Annotated in this window: 10 protein-coding genes; 6 read left to right on the top strand and 4 right to left on the bottom strand. The window is 70.4% G+C overall.

Features of this window, described 5'->3' with window-relative positions; all coding sequences use genetic code 11:
- Positions 1 to 127: 127 nt before the first annotated feature.
- Together ACP4J3_RS11035 and ACP4J3_RS11030 are read right to left on the bottom strand one after the other, a co-directional pair.
- A complete protein-coding gene (locus ACP4J3_RS11035) occupies positions 128 to 1612 on the bottom strand; it encodes an aldehyde dehydrogenase family protein (RefSeq protein WP_426532936.1) in 1485 nt (494 codons plus the stop codon).
- A 134-nt stretch (positions 1613 to 1746) separates the two neighbouring features.
- A complete protein-coding gene (locus tag ACP4J3_RS11030) occupies positions 1747 to 2856 on the bottom strand; it encodes an NDMA-dependent alcohol dehydrogenase (protein WP_426532935.1) in 1110 nt (369 codons plus the stop codon).
- A gap of 414 nt (positions 2857 to 3270) precedes the next feature.
- Here ACP4J3_RS11030 and ACP4J3_RS11025 point away from each other — a divergent pair, with 414 nt between their 5' ends.
- The 6 genes from ACP4J3_RS11025 to ACP4J3_RS11000 all read left to right on the top strand — a co-directional run bounded on the left by ACP4J3_RS11025 (position 3271) and on the right by ACP4J3_RS11000 (position 8790).
- The gene (locus tag ACP4J3_RS11025) at positions 3271 to 4464 is read left to right on the top strand and encodes an acyl-CoA dehydrogenase family protein (protein ID WP_426532934.1); all 1194 of its coding nucleotides are present in this window, start codon (positions 3271 to 3273) and stop codon (positions 4462 to 4464) included.
- Positions 4461 to 5570 carry an acyl-CoA dehydrogenase family protein gene (locus ACP4J3_RS11020; protein WP_426532933.1) on the top strand — a complete coding sequence of 370 codons (1110 nt, stop codon included), beginning with the start codon at positions 4461 to 4463 and terminating at the stop codon, positions 5568 to 5570. Before ACP4J3_RS11025 ends, ACP4J3_RS11020 begins: the two co-directional genes overlap by 4 nt.
- 144 nt (positions 5571 to 5714) lie before the next feature.
- On the top strand, positions 5715 to 6407 hold the full coding sequence (locus ACP4J3_RS11015) for a FadR/GntR family transcriptional regulator (RefSeq protein WP_426532932.1): 693 nt from the start codon (positions 5715 to 5717) through the stop codon (positions 6405 to 6407).
- Positions 6404 to 7090: an SDR family NAD(P)-dependent oxidoreductase gene (locus ACP4J3_RS11010; RefSeq protein ID WP_426532930.1), complete on the top strand. Its 687-nt coding sequence runs from the start codon at positions 6404 to 6406 to the stop codon at positions 7088 to 7090. Before ACP4J3_RS11015 ends, ACP4J3_RS11010 begins: the two co-directional genes overlap by 4 nt.
- Positions 7087 to 7935: a TIGR03619 family F420-dependent LLM class oxidoreductase gene (locus tag ACP4J3_RS11005; RefSeq protein ID WP_426532928.1), complete on the top strand. Its 849-nt coding sequence runs from the start codon at positions 7087 to 7089 to the stop codon at positions 7933 to 7935. The genes ACP4J3_RS11010 and ACP4J3_RS11005 overlap by 4 nt, the downstream gene beginning before the upstream one ends.
- Before the next feature lie 57 nt (positions 7936 to 7992).
- Positions 7993 to 8790 carry an SDR family NAD(P)-dependent oxidoreductase gene (locus ACP4J3_RS11000; protein ID WP_426532926.1) on the top strand — a complete coding sequence of 266 codons (798 nt, stop codon included), beginning with the start codon at positions 7993 to 7995 and terminating at the stop codon, positions 8788 to 8790.
- A 108-nt stretch (positions 8791 to 8898) separates the two neighbouring features.
- On the opposite strand, the gene ACP4J3_RS10995 is transcribed toward ACP4J3_RS11000, so the two are convergent.
- Entirely contained in the window at positions 8899 to 10365 is a 1467-nt protein-coding gene (locus ACP4J3_RS10995; RefSeq protein ID WP_426532924.1) for an aldehyde dehydrogenase family protein, read from the bottom strand.
- A 98-nt stretch (positions 10366 to 10463) separates the two neighbouring features.
- The gene (locus ACP4J3_RS10990; protein WP_426532922.1) at positions 10464 to 12110 is read right to left on the bottom strand and encodes a GMC family oxidoreductase; all 1647 of its coding nucleotides are present in this window, start codon (positions 12108 to 12110) and stop codon (positions 10464 to 10466) included.
- Between the last annotated feature and the right edge of the window lie 45 nt (positions 12111 to 12155).

Genomic DNA, 12155 nt, shown 5'->3' with positions numbered 1-12155 from the left:
TCATGCCGCCACCGCGGCTCAGGTGTTCGGTGGCGGAGCGCGCCACCGGGTCGGTTGCCACATGCATCGCTTGAAGACAGAAGGGGACGGACAGGAGAGAGGCTGCGCCGGTCTTCCGGCGACGCCGTCAGGTGGTGACCCAGACGGCCTTGGTGTTCAGGTACTCCTCGAGCGAGTGCACGCTCAGCTCGCTCCCCCAGCCGCTCTGCTTGTGACCCCCGAAGGGGACGGCCGGGTCGAAGTAGCCGTAGCCGTTGACCCAGACCACGCCGGTTCGCAGCCCGTGTGCGACGCGGTGGGCGCGGCCGAGGTCGTTGGTCCACACGCCGCCGCCGAGGCCGTAGGTGGTTGCGTTGGAGCGGGCCAGGGCCTCCTCGACGGTGTCGAAGGGCATGACGCTGGCGACCGGGCCGAAGATCTCCTCCCGGGCGATGCGCATCTCGTCCTTGACGTCGGCGAAGACCGCGGGGCGCAGGAAGTAGCCGGAGGCCAGACCGTCGGTCTCGATCCGCCGGCCTCCCGTCACGGCCCGCGCGCCCTCCTCCAGGCCCGAAGTGACGTAGCCCGAGACGCGGTTGAGCTGGCGCTGGGACACGATGGGGCCGATCTGGGTCTGCGCGTCGAGGCTGTTGCCGACCTTGAGGCTGTCCGCGAAGTGCGCCAAGCCCTCGACGAACTCCTCGTAGATCGGACGCTCGACGAAGATGCGGGTGCCGGCGCAGCACACCTGGCCGGTGTTGGCGAAGACGCCCATGCCGGCGCCGGGGACAGCCCGTTCGAGGTCGGCATCGGCGAAGACGATGTCGGGCGACTTGCCGCCCAGTTCCAGGGAGAGCCGCTTGAGGTTGCCGGCCGCCGCCCGCACGATCTGCTGCCCGACCGCGGTGGACCCGGTGAAGGCAACCTTGTCGACGCCGGGATGTTCGACGAGCGCCGCGCCCGCGGCCGAGCCGACACCGGTCACCAGGTTGACCACGCCCGCGGGCACGTTCAGTTCAGCGAAGAGCTCCATCAGCCGGACGGAGCTGAGGCTTGCGTCCTCGGCCGGCTTGAGCACCATGGTGCAGCCGGTGGCGAGGACCGGCGCGATCTTGAAGATGGCGGAACCGAGCGGGCCGTTCCACGGGATGATCGAGCCCACGACGCCCACCGGCTCGCGTCGGGTGTAGGTGAAGATGTCCGGCGAGACCGAGTTGCTGATGGTCTCCCCATGGATCTTGGTCGCCCAGCCCGCGTAGTAGCGCAGCACCTCGGCCGGGGTGAACGAGGAGACCGGCCGTCCGATGGGCGCGCCCATGTCGAGAACGTCGAGGTGGGTGAGTTCGTCGGCATGCTCGTCGACGAGGTCGGCGAAGGCCAGCAGGACGTTCTGCCGCTGGACCGGGGTGAAGCGGGACCACGGGCCCTCGAACGCGCGGCGGGCGGCCGCGACGGCCGCGTCCACGTCGGCCGCCCCGCCCGCGGCGAAGCTGCACAGCACCTCGCCGGTGGACGGGTTGATCGACTCGATGACGGCGCCGTCGGCCGCAGGCCGCCAGGCGCCGTCGATCCACAGTTGTTTTGAGCCACTTTCAAGAAAGGATGCGACAGGCGAGTTCACGACAGATGTCACTGGGCCTCCCGAGGCCGACGACCATCCGAACCGGCAGCGACGGCGATCCGCTGCCCGGGAGGCCACTGTAGTGGCCGACCGAGGAAATGAGTACCCTTATTTCCATGGCTGGAACAGGTGGCCGCGCCCGGCGTTCAGTCGAAGACGACGACGCCGCGGACGTTGTTGCCCGCGTGCATGTCGCCATAGCCCTGGTTGATCTCGTCCAGGGTGTAGGTCTTCGTGATCATTTCCTCGAGCCGGACGTGGCCGCGGCGGTGCAGGCGCCACATCTCGTCAAAGTCGGCGACCGGGTTGGTGAAGCCGGCCAGGTTGCCCACCAGGGACTTGCCGGACATCGCGAACGGGCTCAGCATCAGCGAGACCGTCGTCTCGGACAACGGGGTCACCGACGTCATGACCATCTTGCCGCCCTTGCCGACCAGGTCGGCGATCGGGCCGAGCAGGTCACCGTGCATGATCCCGACGGCGACGATGACGACCTCCGACATCACCCCCCAGCTCAACTCGCGCAGGATCGGTTCGGCCTCCTCGATGCTGCGGGCGGTGTGCGTGGCACCGAACCGCACCGCCTCGTCCAGCTTGAACTGCACCGGGTCGACGGCCAGGACCGAGGCCGCACCGGCGATCCTGGCGCCCTGCACCGCAGCCATGCCGACGCCGCCCACGCCGACCACCACCACGTTGTCGCCCGGCTCCACCCTGCCCGCGCGCACCGCGGCACCGTAGCCGGTGCTGAAGCCGCAGCCGACCAGCGCGGCGGCGGTGTAGGGGATGTCGTCCGGGAGCGCGAAGACCTGCGCCTCGGAGACGGTCGTGTACTCACTGAACGTGCCCAGCTGGGTGAAGGCGCCGATGCCGGTGTCGCCCTTGTGGAAGCGGAAGCGGTCGTTCGCACCGGTCGCGCTCATCGTGCGGGCCGACAGATCGCACAGCCAGCTCCGGCCTTTGGAGCAGAAGCGGCAGCGTCCGCAGGAGGGCATGGGGAAGGTGATGACGCGGTCCCCGACCGAGAAGCGGTCCACACCCGCACCCACCGCCACGACCTCGCCGGCGCCCTCGTGGCCGCCGACGACCGGCAGTGGCGCGGAGAAGTCGCCGGTGACGTTGTGGTCGTCGCTGTGACACAGGCCGGTGGCGCGGATGCGGACGGTGACCTCCCCCGCTGCCGGATCGGAGGCCTCGAGTTCCTCGACGGACCACTTGTCACCGGTGTTCCAGAGCACTGCAGATCGCGTCCTCATGGGGACCTTCCTTCTCAGTACATTCGGGTCGGCCGGTCCGTCATGGGGAACGGGCCCCGCAGGTCTCGCGGGGCTCCGCCGCCGGGAGCGGCCGGCTGCGCGGGACGGTCGAACGCGTCTGTTCGGCCTTCTCCGACCGGCGAAGGCGCGCGTCCGCCGTGATGAGCTCGACGGCTCATACCTGGGTCACTGGCAAGGGGTGCGGGTACGAGGACCCACGGCGGTGCGCGCCCCGGCCTCGGTCCAGGAGTCACGGCAGGCCCCGTAGGCATCTGGCCAGGGCGGAGTGAGATCCACACCTCCTTGGCGGCAATTGAGTATACGGTATTGTTGTGGCAGTCCGCTCACCGGTCAAGGCTTCTGCACGGCCGCGAGGCGGATCGGACAGACCGCCGGCTGACAGAGGTGAGGGCCATGGAGGCATCGCTCGAGGAGTACCGCAGCGAGATCCGGGAGTGGCTTGAAACCAATACCCCGCCCGACTGGCGCGACCACCTGCAGACGTCCTCCGAAGAGCAGGTCGTGGACTTCTACCGGGCCTGGACGCGCGAGCTGCACGAGGCCGGGCACCTGGTGCCGCACTGGCCCAAGCGATGGGGCGGACAGGACCTCGGTTTCCTCGGACAGGTGGTCAAGGAGCAGGAGTTCAGCCGCGCGGACGCGCCCCGTCCCCGCCCGCTGGCCATCTCCCTCGGCCATGCCGCCGCCACGCTCATGGAGCACGGCAGCCCCGAGCAACAGCAACTGATCGACGCCATCCTCGACGGCGCCATCTTCTGTCAGGGCTTCTCCGAGCCCGAGGCCGGTTCCGACCTCGCCTCGCTGCGCACGCGGGCCGTGCGCCGCGACGACGGCACGTACGTGGTCAACGGCCAGAAGACCTGGTCCAGCTTCGCCCGGTACGCACAGTGGTGCCTGCTGCTGGCCCGGACCGACCCCGACGCGCCCAAGCACAAGGGCATCACCTTCTTCCTCCTCGACATGACCACGCCCGGCATCACCGTGCGGCCGATCCGCCAGGCCACCGGTTCGGCCGAGTTCTGCGAGCTCTTCTTCGACGACGTCGTGGTCCCCGAGCCGATGCGCATCGGCGCCGAGGGCGACGGCTGGAAGATCGCCCAGACCACGCTGCTCACCGAGCGCGCGGTGCAGATGCTTGAGCAGACCGAGAACCTGCGCCGCTCACTGGGCGAACTCGTCGGGCAGTCACGGCGTCTGCGCGGCCCCGACGGCACCCCGCTCGGCGACGACCCCGGCTTTCGGCGCGAGGCCGCGGACATCGGCATCGACATCGAGGCACTGGCGGCCCTCACCGAGCGTGCACTCGCCTCCGCGGCGGCCACCGGACAGATCGGCCCCGACTCCTCGGTTCTGAAGGTGTTCTTCAGCGAGCTGCTGCAGCGCTTCACCAGGCTGGCCACGGAGGCGCACGGCATGGACCAGATGGGCGGCACAGGCGAGCCGCGCGAGGTCGGATTCCTCTCCGGCCACTGGTTCGTCGACCATCTGCGGTCCTGGACCTGGACCATCTCCGCCGGCACCAACGAGATCCAGCGGAACATCATCGCCGAGCGTGTTCTCGGTCTACCTCGCGAGGGACGGTCATGAGCAGCGACGAACGGGACCAGCTCAGGCAGGCGGTGGCACGACTGCTCACCGACCGCGCCCCCGTCGACACGGTGCCGGACACCGTGGCGGAAGCCCCTGGCTACGACACCCGTCTGTGGCAACTCCTGGCGGACCAGGGCTTCTTGGGGCTGCTCGTGCCGGCCGGCCTCGGCGGCTCCGAAGGCTCCATGGGTGATGTGGCGGTGCTGGCCGGCGAGATGGGACGGGTCCTGCTGCCGGGCCCCTTCCTCACCAGCGCGGTGCAGGCGACCACCCTCGTCGTAGCCGCCGCCGGCGCGGGCTCGGCGAGCGCGCGGGCACTGGCCGCGCGGCTCGCCGAAGGCACGGCGACCGCCTGCGTGGTCGACGACCGCGGTGTCACCGCCTACGGCGAGCCCGCCTCCGGTCTCGTGCTCAGCGGGACGGCCCGGCGCGTCGTCGGGGCCGACCCGGCCGCGGTCCTGCTCGTCGCCGTGGACATCGAGGGCAGCGGTGACCGTGTAGTGGTGCAACTGCCCGCCGAACAAGCTGGGCTGGCGCCTTCCCCGCTGGCCGATGCCACCAGGCGCGCGGCCGATGTCACCTTCGACCGTGTCGAGGTGAGCGCGCAGGACACACTGCTCGGCGGTGAGGCCGCGCGTCTCGCGCTGAAGAGCGCGGCACTGCGGCTGATGGCAGCCGTGGCCGCGGACGCCTCGGGCGGAGCGGCGGCGGTGCTCGCCATGGCCACCGAGTACGCCAAGACGCGCCATCAGTTCGACCGGGCCATCGGCTCCTTCCAGGCGGTCAAGCACAAGCTGGCCGACATGTACATCCGCACCGAGTCGACGACGGCCGCCGCCGAGCGCGCCGCGCAGGCGCTGGAGGAGGGGCTGCCCGACGCGCCGCGCCGGGTCACCGCCGCCGGGGCGCACGGGACGAGCGCGTACATCTCGGTGGCAGGCGACGCCATCCAGGTGCACGGCGGCATCGGGTTCACCTGGGAGCACCCCTGCCACCGCTTCCTCAAGCGGGCCTGGCTGAACCAGATGCTGCTGGGCGGCCGGCGCGCCCTGAGCGACACGTTCGCCGAGTCCTTGTTCGCATCGGCTGCGACGTCTTCATGACACGGCTGAGCAGCGCCTTCTTCGCCCTTCTGCCCCAGAGGACCGGTCTACTGTTGGTCAGGAAACCGTTGATGAAACAGGTACCCAAGCATGGCTGAATCACCGCTTTTCGCCGAGGGGCCGACCGGCCGCAAGCTCGGCGAGATGATCGCGTACCAGCTCGAACGCGAGATCGTCGCGAAAGGCTTCCCGGTCGGCGAAGTCCTCGGATCCGAGGCCGACCTGATCGCACGTCTCGGCATCAGCCGCGCGGTCCTCCGCGAGGCCGTGCGCGTGCTCGAACACCATGGTGTCGCCACCATGCGGCGCGGGCCGGGCGGCGGCCTGGTGGTGACCGAACCGGACAGCGAGTCCGCCGTGCGTGCCAGCGCGCTGATGCTGGAGTTCACCAAAGCCAGTCCCCAGCATGTGTTCGAGGCGCGGTTGGCCCTGGAGCTGAAGTGCGTCGAGCTGGCGACGGCGAAGATAGACGAGCCGGGCATCGTTCGGCTGCGCGAGACGCTGGCCCTGGAACAGGAGATGCAGCACCAGGGAGGCCTGGGCTCGCACGATCTGCACACCGTGCTGGCGGAGCTGACCGGCAACCCGGCGCTGGTGCTGTTCGTCGAGGTGCTCACCAATCTGAGCAACACCGCCCGCTCGCGGGAGAGCACGCCCCGGGCGGCGGCCGACGTGCGGATCGCACACGACAAGATCGCCGAAGCGGTGATCGCGGGTGACGCGGCCCTTGCCCGCCACCGAATGCAGGCCCACCTCGCCGCTATCGGGAAGTGGCTGGCGCGCCCGGACGGCAAGAGCGGCAGCACGCAGCGCCGCCCGGACGGAAGTGAGCAGTGACGGCCCCCGCGTCCGGCCCGATATCCGCAGGCGAGACGCCCGAACGGCCGGTGGCCGTCGTGACCGCGGCCGGCGGGATGATGGGCACCGCCATCAGCACCCTGCTCGCCACATCCGGCCACCGCCTCGTGCTCAACGACCGGCGGGACTGCCTCGACGCCCTGGCCGCACAACTGCGCGGCCGGGGCTCCGAGGTGGAGACCGTGGTGGCCGACGTCGCCGACACCGAGGGTGCCGAGGCCACCGTGCGGGCGGCCCTGCTGCGCTGGGGGCGCGTCGACGTCCTGGTCAACGTGGCGGGCGGCATCAAGGGCCCGGTGGACAACCCGCTGTGGGACATCACCGCCGAGCAGTGGAGCCGTACGGTGTCGGTGAACCTCGACTCCGCATTCTTCTGCACGCAGCAGGCGGCCAAGGCCATGATGGCGCACGGCAGTGGACGGATCGTCAACGTCGCCTCGACGAGCTGGGCGGGATCCCCGCTGCACGCGCACTACGCCGCCGCCAAGGCGGGACTGGTCAGCCTGACCCGGTCCGCCGCACAACAGCTCGGGAACCCCCTGGGCCGTCCCAACGAGCCGGAGGACATCGCCGAGGCCGTGGCGTTCCTGCTCGGCAACGGCGCACGCAACATCTCCGGGCAGCTGCTGACCGTCGCCGGCGGATTGAACCCAGCGCTGTGACCGCCATCGCCATCTCCCTGGGGACACTGAATCCCAAGTCGTGGCGCGAGGTCGCCCTGGTCGCGGACGAGGTCGGCATCGACGCGGTGTTCGTCTCGGACCATGTCGTAGCCCCCGCCGCCGTCACCGGCGCGCTGGGACTGGGCGACGAGGCGGAGCGCATGCGCCCGCAGACCCCCCTGTTCGACGCGCTCGGCTACCTGTCCTACCTCGCGGGCATCACCGAGAGAGTCCAACTAGGTACCTGTGTCTACCTGTTGGGTCTGCGGCACCCGTTCGTCGCGGCACGCGGCGTGGCGACGCTCGACGTCGTCTCGGGCGGGCGCGTGCTGTTCGGCGTGGGTGCCGGCTGGCTGACCAGCGAGTGGGTCGCCGCGGGCGTCCCGCCGAAGCGACGCGGCGCGCGCCTCGACGAGTGCATCGACGTCTGCCGCCGGCTGTGGACCGAGGAACTGGTCGAGCACCACGGCGAGTTCTACGTCTTTGCAGCGGTCGGCTTCGCTCCCAAGCCGGTCAGGCCCGGCGGTGTCCCGCTGCTCGTGGGCGGCGAGTCCCAGGCCGCGCTGCGCCGTGCGGCCGTACGCGGGGACGGCCGGCTCGGCATGTACCAGACGCCGCGGCAGGCCGCGGAACGGATCGCCGCGCTGCGCACGTTGCGCACCGAGGCCGGCCGCGAGGGTCCGTTCGGCATCACGGTCGGCGGAGAGGTCCGGTCGGCGGAGGACCTGGCGGGCTGGCAGTCGCTGGGGGTGGACCGGGTGGTCGTCCGCCCGTGGACGTCGTCACGCACCGCCGCGGCGGAACTGCGTGAGTTCGCCGCCCGGATGCTGCCGCCGCGCGCGTAGCGGAGCCTCTCGTGCGACGAACCTGAAGAGAGCTGACTCAACAGTCGAAGGAGCGACATGTCCAGAGTGCTGATCACCGGTTGTGGGAGCGGCATCGGCCGGGCCGCGGCGCTGGAGTTCACCCGCCGTGGGCACGAGGTCATCGCCACCGCGCGCGAAGTGGACTCGATCGCCGACCTCGAGGTGGCCGAGCGCCACCAGCTCGACGTCACCAGCGACGAGCAGGTGGCCGCCCTCGTGTCCCGGATCGGTGACGTGGACGTCCTGGTCAACAACGCCGGCGTGGGGCTGCACGGTCCGTTGGAGGTCGTCCCGATGGAGGCCATCGAGAACCTCTACGACATCAACGTGCTCGGCACGATCCGCATCACGAAGGCGCTGCTGCCCTCGCTCCGGACGCGCGGCAAAGGCACCGTCTTCTTCGTCAGTTCCCCCGCGGGCAGGGCGACGCGGCCACTGACCGGCAGCTATGGCAGCACCAAGGCCGCCGTGGACCTGATCATGGAGTCCTTGTCCTTCGAGCTGGAGGACACCGGCGCCCGGGTCGTCCTGGTGGCGCCCGGCGCGGTCGCCAGCGGGTTCGGGGAGCGCCGGAGCACGTACTCCTCGGACGTCGAGCCCTACCGCACCATCACCGAGCAGTGGGTCAGGCGCCGCTCGGCCTCGCACACCTCGCACGCCTCGACTCCTGAGGAGGTCGCGACGGTCATCGCCGACCTGCACGAGAGGGAGACCCGGCCGTTCAGCCGGCACACGGTGGGTGAGGAGGCGGCGGCCCTGCTGGACCAGCGCGCCGAGTGTGACGACGACACCTACCGGGAGCGGGTCTGGGCAGGACTTCGGCCGCAGGGCTGAGCCGGCCGGCCGCGGCCGTATGGACACGGCACAAGGGCAGCGGCGCGGTCTCCGGCGAGAACGCGCCGCTGCCCGTGTGCCGACCGCCCCATTCGGTCACCCGGCCGATCAGCGCTTGGCGTTGACGTGGTGGATGGCCTTGACCTCGGTGAACATCCGCAGGCCCTCGACGCCGCCCTCGCGGCCGATGCCGGACTGCTTGAAGCCGCCGAAGGGGACGCCCGGGTCGAGACCGAAGCCGTTGATGGACGTCGCACCGGCGCGCAGGCGCCGCACGACCCACTCCGCCCGCTCCTCGTCGGCGCTGAAGGCCGCGCCGGCCAGACCGAACGCGGAGTCGTTGGCGATCCTGATCGCCTCCTCCTCCGTGTCATAGGGGATGAAGGCGTAGACCGGGCCGAAGACCTCGTCGCGGGCCAGCCGCATCTCATTGTGGACGTCGGTGAAGACGGTCGGTTCGACGAACCAGCCGCGGTCGTGGCCGGCCGGGCGGCCGCCACCGCGCAGAAGGGTCGCGCCCTCTTTCTTCGCCGACTCGATGAGGTCGATCGCGTGCTCCATGCCCGCCTTGCTGACCAGGGGTCCCATCAGGTTCTTGGGGTCGGCCGGGTCGCCGAACGGCACCGATCCGATGGCCTCGGCGAACGCGTCGCCGAGCTCGCGCAGGCGCGCCCGCGGTACGAGGATGCGGGAGAGCAGGGCGCAGGCCTGACCGGTCATCAGGGCCGTACCGCTGAGCAGTTGCCTGGCCACGGTCGCCGTGTCGACGTCGTCCAGGACGATGCCGGAGGACTTGCCGCCGAGCTCCAGGCTGAGCCGGGCCAGCCGTTCCGAGACGGTCGCCATGATGGCCTTGCCCGCAGCGGTCGAGCCGGTGAAGGCGACCATGTCGACGTCCGGATGCGCCACCAGCCGCTGTCCGGCTTCGCGTCCGCCGGGCAGTATGTTGACCACTCCGTCCGGGACGCCGGTCGACTTCAGTGCCTCCGCCAGGACGACGGCCTCGACCGAGGTCTCCGGACTGGGCTTCGCCACCACGGTGCAGCCCGCCACCAGCGCGGGGAGCAGCTTGGTGAGGGTCAGGTAGAGCTGACCGTTCCACGGTGCGATCGCCGCCACCACACCCGCGGGTTCGTGCACGACCGTGGCCGGGTGGCCCTTGCCCGCGCGGCCGCCCACGCCGACGATCTTCTCCTCCGCCTGGAACTTCGCGGCCGTGTTGGCCACGTCGGTGAAGATCCCGAGCGCTCCGGCGGAGAACGCCTGCGCCACCGTGGTCGGTGTGCCGCAGACGGAAGTGAAGGCGGGGGCCATCTCGGCGGCCCACCGCTTCTTCAGCTCCTCGGCCGCCGGCGCGAGCAGGTCGGCCCGCTCCTGGTGGGACAGCCAGCGCCAGGGCGAGTGGTCGAAGGCCGTGCGCGCCGCGGCCACCGCGGCGTCGACGTCCTCGCGGCTCGCGTCGACCAGGGTCAGAGCCGGCTCCTCGGTGGCCGGATTGAGAATCCTGATCTCCGGTCCGGACGGGGTCCGCCATGAACCGTCCACAAGGATCCGGTCCACCCTGAATTCGCTCATCACGTTCCTCCTCGCACATCACATACAGCACGGGCCTGGCCGCACGACCCGGCCGTCAAACCACTTACGAAGTAAGGGAGCTGGGGTGCGCGGAATCGTTAGGCGTTGTCCGCGCGGATAAAGTCGGAGGCCCGCTCGGCGATCATCACGGTCGGCGCGTTCGTGTGTCCGCTGATCACCGTGGGCATGACGGAGGCATCCACCACGCGCAGCCCCTCGACGCCGTGCACCCGCAGTCGGGGGTCCACGACCGCGGAGTCGTCGTTGCCCATCTTGCAGGTGCCGCAGGGGTGTTCGCCGCGCCAGGCGTGCGAGCGGAAGTACTCCTCCCAGTCGCCGTCAGTCTCGACCGAACCACTCGGCAGCATCTCGTCGACGATGTAGGGGCGCATGGCGTCCGCCGCGAAGATGTCGCGGGTGAGGCGGCAGGCCGCGGTCAGGTCGGCGATGTCCTTCGGGTTCGCGAGGAGTTCGTGTTCGATGACGGGCTTGGTGAGCGGGTCGGCGGAGCGGAGCAGCACCCGGCCGCGCGAGCGGGGGTGGCTGACCGAGGGCATCGCCATGACCGTCGAGACCTTCATCGGCTTGAGCTCGTGGACATCGTGGCGGTAGGTGACGTCCTTGCCTGCGTCGTCGCTCGGGGTGTCGCCGGACATGCCCAGCGGACCGAAGATGATCTCGTAGTCGGGACGGGCGGCACCGCTGAACGAACCGAACACGAGTGCGTGGGCGGCGGCCGTGGTGACCGCTCCCCGACCGCGCAAGGCGAAGTCCAGTCCGTGCTTGACGACGCCCTTGACGGTCAGGTCGCGGTTGATGGTCTGCACGTTGACGTTGTAGATCAGCGTCGAGTAGATGTGCTCCTGAAGGTTCTCCCCCACTCCTGGCAGGTCGACCAGGATCGGGACGCCGTGCTTGTCCAGCTCCTTGGACGGCCCCACGCCCGAGACCATGAGCATCTTCGGCGTCGCGATGGCGCCGGTGCTGACGATGACCTCGCGCCGCGCCGTGATCTGCGCGGTGCGGCCCTTGTGGCGGCACTCCACGCCGACGGCGCGGCCCTTCTCGATGAGCACCCGGGTGACCTGGGCGTGGGTGAGGACGGTCAGGTTCCTGCGGCGCCGCGCCGGGGCCAGATAGGCCCGGGCGGTGCTGTTGCGCCAGCCGCGCCGCTGCGAGAGCTGCGCATAACCGACTCCGGTCTGGCTCTCCCCGTTGTAGTCCGGGTTGAACGGCAGCCCCTGCTGCTGCGCGGCGTCGATGAACGCGTCGGTCATCCGGTGCTTGACCCGCCCGTAGGAGGCGTGGATCGGTCCGGAGCCGCCGCGCAGACGCGTCCCTCCCCCTTCGAATCGCTCGCTCCTGCGGAAGCTGGACAGCACGTCCGCGAAGCCCCAGCCCTCGGCGCCCAGGCCGGCCCACTCGTCGTAGTCCTCCGCGTGGCCGCGCGTCCACACCTGGCCGTTGATGGAGCTCGAGCCGCCGAGGACCTTGCCGCCGCCCCAGTGCTCGACGATACCGCCGCGCGAGGGGTCCGGCTCGGCGGTGTACTGCCAGTTGTACTTCTTGGGGTCCAGCTGCGGGAACCCGGCCGGGACCCGGATGAAGGGGCTGTAGTCCTCGCCCCCGGCTTCGATGAGGAGCACCCGATGGTGCGCGTCTTCGCTCAGGCGGCGGGCCAGGACACAGCCGGCCGATCCCGCACCGACGATGACGAAGTCCCAGGGCATCGATTCGACGTTCACCGTTGCCTCCCCTCATGTCACGGCCGGACACGCCGTCCCATCGGC

The organism is Streptomyces sp. UG1, assembly GCF_049974585.1.
GTDB lineage: Bacteria > Actinomycetota > Actinomycetes > Streptomycetales > Streptomycetaceae > Streptomyces.
The sequence above is the reverse complement of the archived record's forward strand: the minus strand, read 5'-3'. Positions and strand labels throughout refer to the sequence as shown.